This window comes from Acinetobacter sp. TGL-Y2, from assembly GCF_001612555.1.
Classification (GTDB): Bacteria; Pseudomonadota; Gammaproteobacteria; order Pseudomonadales; family Moraxellaceae; genus Acinetobacter.
Genome location: NZ_CP015110.1, coordinates 1,941,505 through 1,958,478, shown reverse-complemented (window position 1 = coordinate 1,958,478; position 16,974 = coordinate 1,941,505). Strand labels below are relative to the sequence as shown.

Sequence of the window (16,974 nt, the reverse complement as noted above, 5' to 3'; positions counted from 1 at the left end):
ACAATTAAAATTCGTATACACTCGTTCATATTCCTTAGTGAGAAAATAATCATGAATTTAAAAACATTAACATTGGGTTTAACTTTAGCATCTGTAGCGACTTTCAGTGTTGCTAAACCTGTAGCATACCAAATTGACCCAACCCATACTGCGACTGTATTTACCTGGAATCACTTTGGTTTCTCTACGCCATCTGCAAACTTTAGTGATATTCAAGGGACAATCAACGTTGATAATGCAAAACCTGCAAATTCATCTGTAAATGTGACAATTCCGCTTTCGAGCTTAAACACCAATGTCAAAGTTTTGGATGAGCATTTGTTAAAAGCAGATTTTTTTGATGCTGAGAAATATCCAAACATCACTTTTAAAAGTACCAAAGTTCAAGCTTTAGCGCAGAACAAATACAAAATTACAGGTGATTTGACCATTAAAAATGTCACTAAACCAGTGGTGTTGGATGCAGTTTTAAACAAGCAAGCTGTACATCCAATGTCTAAAGCGCAAACCATCGGTTTTAATGCAACGACATCTTTTGATCGTTCTGCTTTTGGTGTAGGTGCTTATGTGCCGAATGTGGGTGATAAAATTACGGTTAATATCACCACTGAAGCCTCTGTTCCTACAGCGGAAACGACTAAAGACGCTGCTAAAAAATAATGCTTAAAGATTAAAAAAGCCCTCAGATCTAACGATTACGTTAAAGATCATGAGGGCTTTTTTATGTCGCATTTTTTATATATCGAATTTTTTTAATCGAGTATTTAAATGATGTCTGAACTAAAATTAATCTCGATTCAAAATTAAAAAACAGCCAAAACTAATAAAGATTCCACCCGTAATCCCATCAATCCATTTGCTCAAGCGTTGATAATACATTGTGATTCGAGCAATTGAAAATATATAGGCGACAACAGCAAACCACAGCAAGCTTTCAATCCAAATTAAAAGCAGTAATGAACTTTGTGTGCTCAGCGGTGCATCTGAATTGATGGCTAAGGCAAACACACTACTGAAATACACCAAGGCTTTCGGATTTGCCATATTGGTCAAAAAGCCTTGAATGAGTAGTGTACTTCTGGATTTAGGGGTATATGTGACCTGCTTTAACGGCGTGGTGTTATTCTTTGGCTTGAGTGATTGACACATTTGGTAGCCCAAATAGATCAAATATAGCCCACCGAAGATCATTAAAAATTGTTGCAACCATGCCATTTTTTGAAATAAGTAATGCAAACCACTGATTGCACAAACCGCCCAGACTAAAATACTAAACGAAATTCCGACCGCTGCGCATAATGCGTGAGATCTCGACTGTCGAATCGCGCTTTGCGTGACAAAGAAAAAATCTGGCCCTGGACTAATTAAAGCAAAAAAGTGGATCAGGGCGATACTCAGCAGTGGGGTCATATAGATTCAATGGATTGAAGAGACTACGCTTATTCAAGCGTAGTCACAGTCAGATGTAAAGTCTACTTTATGATGATTTGACGCATAAAGTTACTTAAAATTTCAGCTGCGACTGGTGCTAAAGCAGGGGCATAGCTGAGGTTGTCTTGACGTAGTTTAGGTATGTGAATAGCAGCTTTATGCAGTTCGCAGCTGTGCCCAATGAGCCATTTTTCAAGACTTTCACTCGCCACTTCAATATGAAATTGTAAGGCTAAAATATTTGAGCCGATTTGAAAGGCCTGATTACTATACACTTTTGAGCTGGCAAGCAGCGTCGCTTGCTCAGGCAAATCAAAAGTATCGCCATGCCAATGTAGTACAGGAATATTGGCAAGCGGCGCTAATAAGTTTTGGCTTGCGTAGCGAATATCTAAAGCACTCCAACCGATTTCTTTCACATGACCTGCATACACTTTCGCACCAAGCGCATGTGCGATCAGTTGAGCGCCGAGGCAAATACCAAGTGTAGGTAAGTTTTTCTCTAAGCGTAATTTGAGTAAGTCTATTTCTTGTTGTAAAAAAGGATAATCATCGGCTTCATACACACCTATAGGGCCACCCAAAATAATGGTCAGACCTGTGTATTCTAGAGCTTTACTTAAGTCCTCTACACCTGCTTCAAAATAACGCACACGAAAACCCAATTCGTACAATACATCTTCTAAAGCACCTAAGTCTTCAAAAGCTAAATGTTGAATGGCATAAATGGTTTTAGGAAGATGCTCAAATGCAGACATGGGGTTGATCAGATATGAAAATAGAGAGTGTGAACTGTACTGGCTTCAGTTCTAAAAAAGAATAACTATTTTGTGAAATTTATTGATGACATGATGGGCGGTATTCTCGGGTTAAACCGCACGGGTTAAGTTGGATATTGATTTAAAAAACCACAAGCAAGATACAGATATTCATTTGCTTAAACGGACAATCCGAGTATCTTTAAAACTAAGTTACGATAAAATGGAATGCTGAATGCAACCTGAATTAAACGATATAACTATACAGAAAAAGGTCGCTTTGGTGATTGGAGCAGGTGATGCAACAGGTGGTGAAATTGCCAAACGGTTTGCTCAAGGCGGTTATATCACCTGTATGACTCGGCGTAATGTAGACAAATTACAGCCTTTAATCCAAGATATTGAGCAGTCGGGCGGACAAGCCTTTGGTTTTGCGTCAGACGCACGAAAAGAAGATCAAGTCATTGCGCTGGTTGAAAAAATAGAAGCTGAGATCGGTACTATTGAAGTGATGGTGTTTAATATCGGTGCCAATGTACCCTGTAGTATTTTAGAAGAAACAGCACAAAAGTATTTTAAGATTTGGGAGATGGCTTGTTTTAGTGCATTTCTGACAGGACGTGAAGTGGCGAAGCGAATGGTCACACGCGAGCGAGGGACGATTATTTTCACAGGTGCAACCGCAGGCATGCGAGGCTCGGCTTATTTTGCTGCTTTTGCAGGAGCTAAACATGCTTTACGTGCCTTGGCACAAAGTATGGCTAGAGAGCTTGGGCCACGGAATATTCATGTGGCGCATGTGGTTATTGATGGTGCAATTGATACAGACTTTATTCAAAGCAGCTTCCCAGCCCTGTATGCCAAAAAAGAGCAAGACGGAATTTTAAATCCAATACACATCGCTGAAAATTATTGGCATATAGCACATCAACCGCGAGATGCATGGACACATGAACTTGATTTAAGACCGTGGATGGAACAATGGTGATTTTGGTGTGTCTTAATTTCTATAGATTGAGCGCTGAGGCTAGACGGTTTCAGCTCACCAAAACAGAAAAGACATTGATGTATGTTACTTAGATAGATAAAACAACTCTTTAAATATAAATTCGTCTTTTTAAAAGAATGAACAAAATTGTGGATATAAAATTGAGCTTTATAACCCTGATCAGAGCAATCAAAGAAACAGCAAACAATATATTAAACAAAACATGAAGCAGAACAAGAGCAGGAATGACAGCATGAATATCGTAGAGTTTTATTTTGATTTGGGCAGCCCTTATAGCTATATCGGTTTTCAGCAGCTACAAAAAATTGCTGGGCAGTATCATGCTGAAATCATTTATAAACCGATGCTTTTAGGTGCCGTGTTTAAAACAACAGGCAACTCAAGTCCTATTATGGTTCCTGCCAAAGCACAATATGCCATGATTGATTTGCGCCGTTGGTCAAAGCTTTGGAATATTCCCTTTAAAATGAATTCGAATTTTCCCATTAATACTTTGCCTTTAATGCGCTTGGTTACAGCGATAAAATTGTTTGCCCCTGAACAATTTCATCAGGTGTTAACAGGGCTGTTCGACGCCATGTTTGGTCATCCGCGTAATTTAAATGATCGAGAGGAGTTAATTCAAGTTGCTAAAGCATTAGGTCTTCATGAAGCTCAAGTAAAGCTCTGGCTAGAAGATGAAAAAGTCAAAAGCGAGCTTAAATTTGTCAGCGATGAGGCGATTGAACGTGGTGTTTTTGGTGCACCGAGCTTTTTTGTCAAAGATGAGATGTATTGGGGCGTAGACCATTTACATTTTGTTGAAAGCGCTTTGAATGAGCAATAATCACAGCCGCTTCACTTTTGATCTGATGAACTCAGGTTGCGATTTAATTTATAAAATTGACCTAGCTCATTTGACCAGTCGAACGAGTCTTAGGATGATCTATTTTATAACGTTCTTTTAAGATTGTTAGCACATATTCATTTCAACACATATCAGTACATAATATATCAGTACATAAGGAACACTCCCATGACACAACAAATTTTGGCTTATGCCGCACTTGATTCAAAAAGCCCTTTGGTGCCCTTTAAATTTGAACAGCGCAAAGCGCGAGCGGACGATGTCATTATTGATATCGAATACTGCGGTGTATGCCATTCAGATTTGCACCAAGCACGTAATGACTGGGGCGGGAGTCAATATCCAATCGTGCCTGGTCATGAAGTGGTTGGCCGTGTGAAAAGTATTGGTAGTGCTGTAACTAAATTTAAAGTGGGTGATTTGGTCGGCATTGGCTGTATGGTTGATTCATGCCGTACTTGTTCTGCCTGTCATGAAGGTTTGGAACAATACTGTGAGCAGGGCAATACAGGCACTTATAACAGTCTAGATCGTCATGATAAAAGCGTGACTTATGGTGGCTATTCACAAACCATTATTTGCAGTGAGGCTTTTGTCCTTAAAGTACCTGAGAACTTAGATACTCAAGCCGTTGCTCCGCTGTTGTGTGCAGGGATTACCACATGGTCACCACTACGTCATTGGAAAGTTGGTCCTCAGTCTAAAGTAGCGGTGGTGGGTTTAGGCGGCTTGGGCCATATGGCGATCAAACTTGCCCATGCGTTAGGTGCTGAAGTAACTTTATTTACGCGTTCTGCCAGTAAAGAGGCTGATGCTAAAGTGTTGGGCGCAAATCATATCGTACTGTCAACTGATGAAAAACAGATGAAAGCGGCGCGTAATCAGTTTGATTTGATTATTGATACTGTTCCTTATGATCATGATTTAAAACCGTATATTCCAACGCTTGCTCTAAGTGGTACTTTGGTTTTAGTGGGGTATCTAGGTCAAATTAGTGCCAATTCTGTCCCGATGATTATGGGGCGTAAGTCTATTGCAGGTTCATTGATTGGTGGTATTCAAGAAACGCAAGAATTACTCAATTTCTGTGGTGAGCACAATATTGTGTCTGACGTCGAAATGATTGATATGCAAAACATCAATGATGCTTATGAGCGCATGTTAAAAAGTGATGTCAAATATCGTTTCGTGATTGATTTAAAGTCGCTTAAAGATGAATGATTCATCTATGATTTAGATTAGAAAAGCCCAATGCTGACTCAATCAACATTGGCTTTTTTATATAAAAGAATAGACGTTTAAAAACAAGATCAAGATTAAAAAATGGGTATAAATACCAGTCTCAGATGAACCTAGGATGATTTAAAACAATCGTTTTTGTGTAGCATTTGAATCAATACTTTCAACTTCATGCTCATCTTTCAAATTTACCCCCGAGTAGCCGAGCTTTTTCGACTGACGCATTAGACAGATCAAGCGTTGGGTCGCTATGGGAATGCTTAAACCAGCAGGGCGCACATTTGAAATACAGTTGCGCTTTGAATCTAAGTAACCGGATTTTGCCTGCCATGTATAGTAAATCCCCATACTGTCAGGTGAGCTTAAACCTGGACGTTCACCAATCAGCATCACCAGCATTTTGGCTTTGAAAATCTCTGCAACTTCATCTCCTAAAGCCACACGACTGCCTGTAGCCAAAACAATTGGGGCGAGTGTCCATTGTTCATGTTCTAGCTGGGATTGCAAAGACTGGATTAAAGCTAGAGCATTTTCTTCAATCGCCAGTGCCGAGAGTCCATCTCCCACCACGATGCATACATCATAAGTGGCGTTATTATTTTGCTTAAACTGCATCAGATGTTGTTTTGATTCATCGCTGAGCAGACGACCATAATCAGGACGTTTCAAATATTCTTGTTTGTCTTTCGCTTGGCTTTGAATGACGAGACTGCCTAAACCAAGTGCATTTAATTTGTCTTGCAAACTATCGGTATCGAGTACTTGATACACTGCATCACGTGCTTGCGCATGTGCCAATTGAAATTCCAACATGGCTGTGGTGGGAATACTACAGCCCGCACGTCCAATCGCAATCCGAGCATCGGTAAATTGTTTCAGTTTTTCCCATGGATTAAGATGGGTGTCATTTGAATAGGGATCATTGGGGGTAAGATTCATGATGCGCTCCTAAGCCAACAGTTTCGAAAATTGCGTAGGCATAGCATCTGCCCATTGAATTTGGTTGTTCTGCTGTTTAAAAATCCCTTGTTCAGCCAGCCAAGTATCAAATTCGGGTGCAGGTTTTAAACCTAAAAGTTGACGCAAATACAAGGCATCATGAAAAGAAGTGGTTTGATAGTTCAGCATGACATCATCTGACCCTGGAATACCCATGATGAAATTTAGCCCTGCTGTGCCAAAGAGGGTCAGTAACACATCCATATCGTTCTGATCGGCATCCGCGTGGTTGGTATAACAAATGTCACAGCCCATCGGTAAACCGAGCAACTTTCCACAAAAATGGTCTTCTAAACCTGCACGAATAATCTGTTTTCCGTCATAAAGGTATTCAGGCCCGATAAAGCCGACCACAGTATTCACCAGTAACGGTTTGTATTTTCGGGCAACCGCATAGGCGCGGGCTTCGATGGTTTGTTGATCGACGCCGTGGTGGGCATTGCTGGACAATGCGCTACCTTGACCCGTTTCAAAATACATGACATTTTGCCCCACTGTGCCACGTTTTAAGGCGAGCGTAGCATCGTATCCCTCTTGTAACAGTTCTAGAGAAATCCCAAAACCTTCATTCGCCAGTTGTGTTCCTGCAATAGACTGAAACATCAGGTCAATCGGTACATTTTTCTCAGCCAATTGAATGCCCGAACTAATATGCGTTAATACACAGGACTGAGTCGGAATATCGTGACTTTGAATCACATGATCCATGAGCTTTAACAGTTCAGATAAATTTTGCAGATTATCTGTCGCAGGGTTAATGCCGATCACGGCATCACCATTGCCATACATCAGCCCATCTAAAATACTGGCAGAAATGCCGAGCATGTCATCAGTGGGATGGTTCGGCTGTAAGCGTGTTGAAAGATGACCTTTGAGTCCAATGGTATTGCGAAATTTAGTGACCACTTCACATTTACTTGCCACCAGTATCAAGTCTTGATTACGCATGATTTTACTGACCGCAGCCACCATTTCTGGGGTTAGGCCCATCGCCAGTTTGTGCAGTTTTTCAGTTGTTGCATCTGCGCTCAACAACCAATTCCTAAAATCACCCACGGTAAAATGGGAAATCGGTGCAAATAAGTCTGCCCGATGCTCATCAATAATTAAGCGAGTGACTTCATCACTGTCATAGTCCACCAAAACTTCATTTAAGAAATTTTTAAGGGGAACATCGGCCAATGCCATTTGAGCAGCAACATGCTCCGTGGCATTTGTTGCTGCGATGCCAGCCAGTTCATCACCTGAACGGAGCGGGGTAGCTTTAGCCATGAGGGTTTTCAAATCTGCAAAAACGTATTGCTCTTGCGCAATGATGGTTTTATAGCTCATATTTAAAGTCCTTTTTTCTTTGAAGCTTCACGTTTTAAAGCTCCTGTTCGGCTTTACGGATATTTTCAAACTCTTCTTCTGGTGTGCCTTTCACCAACTGGTGGCGACTATAGAAAATGAAGTAGGCAATGAATAATACGTAGATACCGGCAGCCATAAACCACACCTTAGGATTCACGACGAAACCTGCAATTACCGCAATCATCGCCAGCACCAGTGCGATGCTTGAAGTGACTATGCCGCCCGGGGTTTTGTAAGGACGAGGCATTTCAGGACGGCTTAAACGGAGTTTGATATGAGATAGCATCATCAACACATAAGAAATAGTGGCGCCAAATACGGCCATCAAAATCAGAAGATCACCTTCACCCGTGAGTGAGAGTAAGAAACCGATAATGCCAGGAATGATAATGGCCAAATACGGGGCTTTATTTTGATTGGTCAGTGACAAAGAGGTCGGTAAATATCCGGCACGTGACAGAGCAAAGATTTGGCGTGAATAGGCATAAATGATCGAGAAGAAACTCGCGATTAGACCCGCCAAGCCAACGAAGTTTACGAAACTTGATAACCATGTATTTTGACCATAGACAGCAACCAAAGCATCGACCAAGGGTGCGCCAGAGTCTTTGAGTAAGTCCGCACCTGCTGCACCCACGCCTAAGATTAAAATCAGTAGGGCAAAAGTCGCCAAAATGAGCATCGCACCAATCAGGCCACGGGGTACAGATTTGGTCGGGTCTTTGGCTTCTTCAGCTGCCAGAGGTACACCTTCAACGGCTAGAAAAAACCAAATGGCATAAGGAACAGCAGCCCAAATGCCCATATAACCGAAAGGTAAAAATGAGCTTGCGCCTGTTTTATCAGTCACCGCAATATCAAATAAGTTCGCACTGTTAAAATGTGGAATCATGGCAATGATAAATACAAACAGGGCAACCGCTGCGATCGCCGTGATCACAAACATGATTTTAAGGGCTTCGCCAGCACCTTTTAAATGGATGCCCATAAATACCAAGTAGCAGACCAGATAAATTTTCCAGCCGCCTATGCCAAATAAGCTTTCACAATATGCCCCGATAAAACAAGCAATCGCAGCGGGTGCAATCGCGTATTCAATCAGAATGGCTGTACCTGTCAGATAACCGCCCAGAGGGCCAAAAGCTGTACGGGCAAACTATATCCACCGCCTGCTGTGGGAAGCATCGTGGCCATTTCAGACATGGATAAACACATACACAAGTACATAATCGCAACCACAACGGTGGCTACAAACATACCGCCCCAGCCCCCTTGCGCTAAGCCGAAGTTCCAGCCTGCAAAGTCACCTGAAATGACGTAGGCAACCCCTAGTCCGACCAACAGTAACCAGCCGACTGCACCTTGCTTGAGTTGTCTTTTTTCAAAATATTCTTGCTGAGCATGTGTTTGGGCGGAAGACGATAAGGGTGTTGAATTATTGCCGCCATTTGAATCAGTCATGTTGAGCTCCATCATTTTTATATTGCGATATGCAATGTTTGATTTGTGCAATAAGAGATATGAATGCAAATTCAATACCAAGCACAGGTCATACGTCCGTGTGACTGTTAAAGTGTGAAACCTATTAATGTTGTTTTTATTGGGAATATTTACATTTATACGAGGTTAGGTTGCTTTAAGCAGTGGGCACTCGGGCGACATATGTCATCCGAATGATCTGTTTTTAACAGTGCTTATTTTTTAACTCAATTTAAGTACTATTCACCAGAGCTTTAGAAGAAGCCCATGGCTTTGGTTGAGTAACTCACCAACAAGTTTTTGGTCTGTTGATAATGATCGAGCATCATTTTATGGTTTTCACGACCAATGCCTGATTTTTTATAACCACCAAATGCCGCATGCGCAGGGTAGATATGGTAGCAATTGGTCCAAACTCGACCGGCCTGAATCGCACGACCTGCTCTGTAAGAAGTATGCGCTGAACGTGACCAAACCCCTGCGCCTAAGCCATAAATAGTGTCATTGGCAATCTTGATCGCATCATCAAAGTCTTTGAATGTTGCAACAGCAAGCACAGGTCCAAAAATCTCTTCTTGGAAGGTTTTCATATCATTGGTGCCTTTGAAGATGGTCGGCTCAATATAGAAACCTGCACCCACTTCATGACGCTCTTCACCACCAGTTAAAATCTGTGCACCTTCAGCACGACCTGTAGCAATACAGCCTAAAATTTTATCTTGCTGTTCTTGCGATGCTTGAGCGCCGATCATGGTCTCTGTATCCAGTGGATGACCAGTTTTGATCCGCTTAACACGCTCTATCGCCATTTCTAAAAAGCGATCTGCAATACTTTCTTGAACCAATGCGCGCGAAGGGCAAGTGCAAATTTCACCTTGGTTTAAGGCGAACATGGCAAAACCTTCTAAGGCTTTATCTAAAAACTCATCATCTTTATCCATGATGTCTTCAAAGAAGACGTTTGGAGATTTACCACCGAGTTCTAAGGTCACAGGAATAATATTTTCAGTGGCATATTGCATAATTTGTTGACCGACCGCCGTTGAACCGGTAAATGCAATTTTAGAAATACGTGGATTCGTCGCCAGTGGACGTCCCACTTCAACGCCGTAACCATTGACAATATTGAGTACACCGGCAGGCAATAAATCTTGAATCAGCTCAACCAATACTAAAATACTGGCAGGGGTTTGTTCAGCAGGTTTCAAAACGATACAGTTACCAGCAGCAAGAGCAGGCGCTAGTTTCCACGCCGCCATTAAAATGGGGAAGTTCCATGGAATAATTTGACCCACAACTCCCAGCGGCTCATGGAAATGGTAAGCAATCGTATCATCGTCTATTTCAGAAATACCGCCTTCTTGCGCACGAATACATCCGGCAAAATAACGGAAATGATCAATCGTCAGTGGAATGTCTGCTGCTAAAGTTTCACGGACAGGCTTACCGTTGTCCCATGTCTCTGCAACAGCAATCAGCTCTAAATTTTCCTCTAGACGATCTGCAATTTTGAGTAAAATATTGGCACGTGTGGTGGTCGATGATTTACCCCAAGCCTCTTTGGCTTTGTGGGCAGCATCGAGCGCAAGTTCGATATCCTCAGCAGATGAGCGTGGGATTTTGGTAAAAACCTTACCATCTACAGGTGAAATATTATCAAAATATTCACCTTTTAAAGGTGGAACCCATTGTCCACCAATAAAATTTTCGTATTGAGCTTTAAATTGAACTTTTGAACCCGGTTGGTTTGGATCGACATAACGCATAATAATTTCCCTTTATTTTGTTGGATATGAAGTGAAGTAGTTAAAATGAAACCTGTAACAATGAATCCTGAATAAAATACCGCTAAAAAGAGCGTCTATAGGTGAGCATAAATCTTAAAGGTTGGTAAAAGGTTGGAGCGATGAATTTCTTGCTTTTATTTCTAGATATACCTGAGCCAAAACGTTGTGGCTGTCTTTGTTTTTTAACAGGAATATGTTGCTCTAATGTTTCAGCTCTTTCCTAAGTTTTTGCATTGGTATAAAATGAACTGATCTGAGGATGAATGTGCTTTAAATTGCGTTTATCTTTGGTTTTTTCTGAGAATAAATATAAAAACAGGATGCTAAAAACAGAAAAAGTTTTTTTAAGATTTAAGGATGATTGGATATGTTAAGCAAGCAGGTTTTATTGCAGAAAAGACATCAGATAGAACAGCTGCGACACAGCAGCAGTTTATCACTTCAGCAAGCACAGCAATTGGGTGAAAGTATTCTGCATTCTTGGAAACGATCTCATTCGGCCGATATTCCGAAAGACCGTGAAGCTGCGCCACTCATTTACCCGCAGAAGAAAACAGCTTATTTAGATCAAGCTCTCATGCACTGTGCCCAAGATTTAAAGCATATTGCTGAACAGTCTTCCATGGTCATTGCGGTGGCTGATGTAGGCAGTACCATCGTTTGGAGCGCTGCCAGTGGTGTGATGCAACAAGCCGCAGAAAAAGTGCATTTTGTAGAAGGTGGTCAGTGGCGCGAGGATTTCGTCGGAACCAATGCATTGGCTTTAACGGTAAAAACCCAGCAATCAAGTTGTGTGTTTTCCAATGAACATTATATGTCATCCATTCACGATTGGGTCTGTTATGCCGCACCGATTATGGACCCCAGTTCTAAACAATTGTTAGGTGTGATTGATTTATCCACCACGTGGAATAAACACAACAGCTTGGGACTATTGGCTGCAGAGCGCTGTGCATCTATCATTCAAAACGCTTTAGTTGATCTGCAACAGCAGCGTTTATTTATTCGTTCGTTTGGTGTGCCACAGGTAGCGTTCAATGGCAAAATTGTGGTACTGACACCGCGTCAAATTGAAATCTTGTGTATCTTGGCTCTCTGTCCACAAGGAATGAATTTAGAGAATTTACATCATGCACTGTATGGTGAACGAAAAGTGAGTTTAGGCACCTTAAAAGCAGAAATGTCACATTTGCGTGAAATACTCGGTGCAATACTGGGTTCTAGACCGTATCAACTGCTATATCAAATTGATGCAGACTTTTTACAAGCGGAACAGGCGTTAAATTCAGGTTATATTGAATCTGCACTACAGCTCTGTACGGGAGTTTTTCTGGCGAAAACCGAGAGTCCGTTTTTGACTGCATGGCGCGATTGTCTAGAGTCGAGGTTGAGTACAGCTATTTTTGAGACAGAACAGACGGATGTTTTATTTAAACATTTATCTAGATGCCCTGATGCCATAGATGCAGTCGAGCGACTCATGGAATTAATTCCAAAGCATCATCCTGCCCATGCACGTTTAAGCAGTCATTCCATTCTCATCTGACATTGACATAATTGCTTTGTCGAAAGGCTTAAATATTAAGAACTTCAAATGTAAAATCAAATTCAAATTTTATAATTGCTTTTCTTTGATCCACTGAGATAGCTCAGCATAAACTTTTTGACGTACATCGGGTTTTGATAGCACTAAATCGTGTAAACCTTGTTTAATTGTAATGACATTAACATCCCCTTGTAATGATTTGGCGTATTTTTCAATATTTTTAACATCTAAAATCACATCTGTTGTTTGAGCATTTTCATTGAATTTCTTTGGGGTGGTTGTTCGATCTGAGTGCATCACCAAGGTGGGAATATTTAATTTTGCTCCTGTATGAATTTCCTTTTGCGCCTGATAAATCGCATGAACAAAACTTAAATACACAAAACGATAGCTTTTAGGTTTCCAAGCCAAATTGAAATTCCATTCGCCGTAAAAGTCTTGATGCAAACTGGGTACGTAGAATGGATTGAGTTCACTGGGAAATTTGAGTCTAGGAAAGTTACGACCCAAACGTGCCAGTTGTGGCAGAGCAAATTTCTTCTTGATTGGATGCATATTAAAATCAAAGAAAGGACTATTCAGCCATAATCCTTTAATGAGTTCATAGTGTGGATGATGTGCTGCAAATAAAGTTGCAATGAGTCCACCAGTCGAATGTCCAGCCAGCAAGACACTGTCATGATGTTCTTGTTTAATGATGGACAGTGCTTGGCTAATTTCAGGCTCATATTCATTTAAGTCTTCAACATAAAACCAAGTTTGATGGGATTGGTGTGAGCGACCATATTTTCTTAAATCAAGGGCGTAAAAATCAAAACCTTGTTGGTTAAATTGCTCAGCCATTTCAGTTTGAAAGAAGTAATCGATAAAGCCATGAATATATAAAACCGCTTTTTGGGTTTTATGCAGGGCCTTTTTTCGAATCAGTGTCGCTGTGACAGCACCTTCTACATCATCTGGAAAGTGAAGGGTAAGTTGTTCATAACCGTCATCTAAAATATCCGGTTGATAATCCTTCATCAAGTCTTTACTCCTTTTTTTACTTAGTTTAATAAATCTCGCTCATTCGGAATATCGCTCTATCCGCTCTTAACTCGATTGTTATATGTATTGCCGAGATTAAACTTTATGTCTCATTATGTCTCATTTAAGTTATGACTTTTTTAAATAGTCTTTGAGTAATGCATAGGTGTGATCATAAAGTGCTTGAGCGAGTAGTTTGTCTTTGGCATGACCTGATTTAATTGCAGGGGTTTGCAGGCTGACATAATCGCCATTTCGATTCATCCAAGACGGATCGAGCGCGATTTTTTGAATCAGATTTGCCGGTTTGCTCGGTGAAATCAAAAACAGCTTTATCACTGCATATTGATATTTTGGCAATTCACGGTAAATTTCAGAATTAACACCGCCTGGATGAAGGGCATTACAGGTTACATTTGTACCCACCAGCTGTTCAGCTAAAGCATTACTAAACAGTAAATTGGCAAGTTTACTGTTGCCATAACTAAGCACGCCATTGTATTTTTTGACTTGGTCTGCTCGGAATTGATTCACATCAATTTTCCCCAGCATATGCATCATAGACGCGAGGTTAATAATGCGTCCTGCATCGGATTGTTTGATGACAGGCAACAGTTTCATGGTCCAGAGAAAATGCCCAATATAATTCACCCCGATTTGCTTCTCAAAGCCATCTTGGGTTTGCTCTAAGTTTGGCGTCATTAGACCTGCGTTATTGACCAGTATATCGATTTTGGGATAACGCTGTATGAGTTGATCTGCAGCATTGGCCACTTGTTCAAGGCTTTCAAGATCGAGCTGAATAATGTCGACGTGTCCTTTAGCGTATTCTGACTGTTCCAACTGTTGTTTAGCTGCTTCAGCTTTTTTTAAATTACGACAGGCCAAAATGACCTGATGACCTTGTTCTAAAAAGCTTTGAGCGGTAGCAAATCCGATGCCTGTGTTTGCACCTGTAATGACGACTGTTTTCATTGTTTTATCGACGTAGTTTGTGTAGTTCAGTTTTAATTCAGACCTATAGACTTGTCAAATATTGAGCCTTTAAGTTGTATGACAATGTTGGGCATCTCAGATGAATTTCATTATTTTGAAATTTTTGTGACAATTTTCAAATTCAATTCATTCGGCTTGAATGCCATTTATCATCCAGTTCTCATGATTTTAAAATATCTATCCTTGATACTCCTATCATTCAGATTATTTTCACATTTTAAAAAGCAGAAAAATAAAATGGCGATAATCATGACCAAGACTATAGATTACAGAATCTGAACTGCAATGCTTTTTTTTAATCGAATAATGTTAAGATTCATTTACTTTCATTATCAAGCTGCGTGAGTTTAAGGCTCTGTTATGGAAATCGACCTTGAAAAAAGATTAATGCAGAAGCACCAACAGACAGCGCAGCAGTTGCTCGATTATTCTGTGAGTTTAAAGCAGCTTTTCCAAGATCAGTGGTTCTATCTGTGGACGCTGACACCAGATAATCTATTTGTGGTGGACTCAGACCATCAACAGCTGTTGATTGCCGACGGACTATTGAAGGTTGAATTTAAACAAAGCCCAGCGGGTTTAATCCAGTTTTCTACATCACATCCCGAAATTTCAGTTCAAAAGCTGGCAGATTTCGTTGCCAATGAAATTTCGTTTCTCATTCGAGATTTAAAAGCTCAGCACTCTTTATTTTTAAAAACCAAAGTTCAATTGTTTAGACAACTGTTGGTAGAAGAAGTCTTTAAATGGGTCGATGGTGAAAATCGAATCGAGCACTATTTATATAATTTAAACTTACATGACGCTCAAGCCCTTGATCAAATCATGATGGATGCCGGCTATTATGAGGTTGCACATTTAACCGCATTTGCAGCATCGGGTACGACCATTCCTTTAAGTGTTGAACTGAATTTTAAACATTTAAGTTTGGTGAATTCAATTTTAGGGGCTAATTTTTTAACGATTCAACCGCTTATGCTTGCTTACGATCAATTGTGTTTTTCGGCTGAATCATTTATCCCTGCACCAGTTTATCGGATCATTGAAACCACCTTTCATGATCACTTTACTTTGGCTCAAGTCATTGAACACCAAACTGAGTTTAATTTACTGCTGAATCATGCCAAAGAGCAGCCTCAGGTGTTGGTCTTTGCCTCTTGGATTAAGCGTGGGTATTGGCAATATAGCGATATTTTCAGTAAGAAAAATTTCACGACAGCGAATTCACCGTATTGGGATGAGCAGATCAGCTCGCGGTTTCCACTGTTTTATTTTAATCGAACGGTTAACTGGTTGTTTAAGCAAGACAAGCTAGTGATTGATTGGGTCGCTAAACGCATTGATCAAATCAATGTCAGAGTCGCTGTGACTGCGCTGAGTTTTGTCGATACCAGTCAAATTCATCCGCACATATTAGTCTTAACCTTAAAATATTTTAAATCGATTGCAGGTAGATTGTTTGTTCAAGCATGTCATGATGCAGCGGATAAGAACGCTTGGTTTTTATTAGAAAATTCTTCCGATGAGTCTACTCAAAGCACCGTTAAGCATCCCTATGTATTACGAGATACTGTACCGAACACTTCAAATAAGACGGAAATTAGCGCATCGGTGTTGTATTTAGAAGAATGGTTGCATCTTTTATATCTGCAAGCCAAAAATGATCAACGTGTCGCTAAACATGTCTATAAAAATTTATCTCGGGTGATGCAAGCCTATGCTTTATTTATGCAGCGTTTGATTGACGGTTTACCGAACGAATTGATTGGGTTCATTGAACCGCATACCCAAGAACATCCGCAATTTTTAGCCATCTTACAAAAGTATCAGCTTGAGAAGGAAAAGTTTAGAAAAATCTTTAAACACCCCGTTTTACAATTTAATCGTAATACCAGTGTCTTTGATTCCTATGTGGCAGATTATTTGCTCGATTATTTCCATCAGCCGCAAACTTTAGCTAAAAATGTTACATGGTCTGGTTTATATCAGCAGGCAGTGCGTTGGCATCAGCAGATCCATTATCAAGACACCTTGTCCAAGTTGCGTTTAAGATTGGATATTGAGACGTGGCGCCGTGTTTCTCCGCAAGAGATCATGTTTACGGAGCGCTGGAAATTTATAGAATTAAACAGTCTTGAGCAAATTATTCATGAATCGACCAGCTATAAACACTGTTTGGCACTGTCGTATACTGAACGTATTGCGGAGGGTGAATATGTGGCATTTCACATGTCATCCCTTGATGATGAAGACATTCATTTGACTTTGGGTTGTTATTTTAAATTTGAGCAATTACATTTTGATCAGCTAAGACTGCCCAACAATGAACACGCTAGTAAAGATGTCGTACAAGATGCCAAACTATTTATTCAACAGGTCAATCAGCATCTGATCTGGGATTTTAAAGCGCGTAAAGTGGAGTAGAAAATGGACTAGCCATAAAACATACCAATCGTAATTTAAACTTAACTTTTTAGACAAAAATCGTTAGGCTATGACCCATCTGA

General features: G+C 40.5%; 13 protein-coding genes and 1 pseudogene. 6 read left to right on the top strand and 8 right to left on the bottom strand.

Annotated elements, in window-relative coordinates:
• Positions 1–51: 51 nt before the first annotated feature.
• Positions 52–660 carry a YceI family protein gene (locus AMD27_RS09325; protein ID WP_067659442.1) on the top strand — a complete coding sequence of 203 codons (609 nt, stop codon included), beginning with the start codon at positions 52–54 and terminating at the stop codon, positions 658–660.
• A gap of 126 nt (positions 661–786) precedes the next feature.
• Here AMD27_RS09325 and AMD27_RS09320 read toward each other — a convergent pair whose 3' ends face one another.
• A complete protein-coding gene (locus AMD27_RS09320) occupies positions 787–1,410 on the bottom strand; it encodes a LysE family transporter (RefSeq protein ID WP_067659438.1) in 624 nt (207 codons plus the stop codon).
• A gap of 62 nt (positions 1,411–1,472) precedes the next feature.
• Entirely contained in the window at positions 1,473–2,189 is a 717-nt protein-coding gene (locus AMD27_RS09315; protein WP_067659435.1) for a glutamine amidotransferase, read from the bottom strand.
• 235 nt (positions 2,190–2,424) lie between these two features.
• Between AMD27_RS09315 and AMD27_RS09310 the strand changes: the two genes are divergently transcribed.
• The 3 genes from AMD27_RS09310 to AMD27_RS09300 all read left to right on the top strand — a co-directional run bounded on the left by AMD27_RS09310 (position 2,425) and on the right by AMD27_RS09300 (position 5,266).
• Positions 2,425–3,177 (top strand): SDR family oxidoreductase, encoded by a 753-nt coding sequence (locus AMD27_RS09310; protein ID WP_067659432.1) that lies wholly within the window; start codon positions 2,425–2,427, stop codon positions 3,175–3,177.
• 253 nt (positions 3,178–3,430) lie between these two features.
• Positions 3,431–4,024, top strand: a complete 594-nt coding sequence (locus AMD27_RS09305; RefSeq protein WP_067659429.1) for a 2-hydroxychromene-2-carboxylate isomerase — start codon at positions 3,431–3,433, stop codon at positions 4,022–4,024.
• Between the two features lie 189 nt (positions 4,025–4,213).
• Positions 4,214–5,266 (top strand): NAD(P)-dependent alcohol dehydrogenase, encoded by a 1,053-nt coding sequence (locus AMD27_RS09300; RefSeq protein WP_067659427.1) that lies wholly within the window; start codon positions 4,214–4,216, stop codon positions 5,264–5,266.
• 141 nt (positions 5,267–5,407) lie between these two features.
• On the opposite strand, the gene eutC is transcribed toward AMD27_RS09300, so the two are convergent.
• The 4 genes and pseudogenes from eutC to AMD27_RS09280 all read right to left on the bottom strand — a co-directional run bounded on the left by eutC (position 5,408) and on the right by AMD27_RS09280 (position 10,881).
• Positions 5,408–6,223 carry an ethanolamine ammonia-lyase subunit EutC gene (gene eutC, locus AMD27_RS09295; RefSeq protein WP_067659424.1) on the bottom strand — a complete coding sequence of 272 codons (816 nt, stop codon included), beginning with the start codon at positions 6,221–6,223 and terminating at the stop codon, positions 5,408–5,410.
• A gap of 9 nt (positions 6,224–6,232) precedes the next feature.
• Entirely contained in the window at positions 6,233–7,615 is a 1,383-nt protein-coding gene (locus tag AMD27_RS09290) for an ethanolamine ammonia-lyase subunit EutB (protein WP_067659421.1), read from the bottom strand.
• Between the two features lie 34 nt (positions 7,616–7,649).
• Positions 7,650–9,097 (bottom strand): annotated as a pseudogene (gene eat / locus AMD27_RS09285) (ethanolamine permease).
• Positions 9,098–9,369: 272 nt separating this feature from the next.
• Positions 9,370–10,881, bottom strand: coding sequence for an aldehyde dehydrogenase family protein (locus tag AMD27_RS09280; protein WP_067659418.1), 1,512 nt, complete (start codon positions 10,879–10,881; stop codon positions 9,370–9,372).
• Positions 10,882–11,269: 388 nt separating this feature from the next.
• On the opposite strand from AMD27_RS09280, the gene AMD27_RS09275 reads away from it, so the two are divergent.
• Complete coding sequence (locus AMD27_RS09275; RefSeq protein WP_067659415.1) at positions 11,270–12,448, top strand: transcriptional regulator; 1,179 nt, start codon at positions 11,270–11,272, stop codon at positions 12,446–12,448.
• 69 nt (positions 12,449–12,517) lie between these two features.
• Here AMD27_RS09275 and AMD27_RS09270 read toward each other — a convergent pair whose 3' ends face one another.
• Entirely contained in the window at positions 12,518–13,468 is a 951-nt protein-coding gene (locus tag AMD27_RS09270; RefSeq protein WP_067659412.1) for an alpha/beta hydrolase, read from the bottom strand.
• Positions 13,469–13,600: 132 nt separating this feature from the next.
• Positions 13,601–14,446, bottom strand: coding sequence for an SDR family oxidoreductase (locus tag AMD27_RS09265; RefSeq protein WP_067659408.1), 846 nt, complete (start codon positions 14,444–14,446; stop codon positions 13,601–13,603).
• A 381-nt stretch (positions 14,447–14,827) separates the two neighbouring features.
• On the opposite strand from AMD27_RS09265, the gene AMD27_RS09255 reads away from it, so the two are divergent.
• Positions 14,828–16,891 (top strand): hypothetical protein, encoded by a 2,064-nt coding sequence (locus tag AMD27_RS09255; RefSeq protein WP_067659402.1) that lies wholly within the window; start codon positions 14,828–14,830, stop codon positions 16,889–16,891.
• Positions 16,892–16,974: the final 83 nt, after the last annotated feature.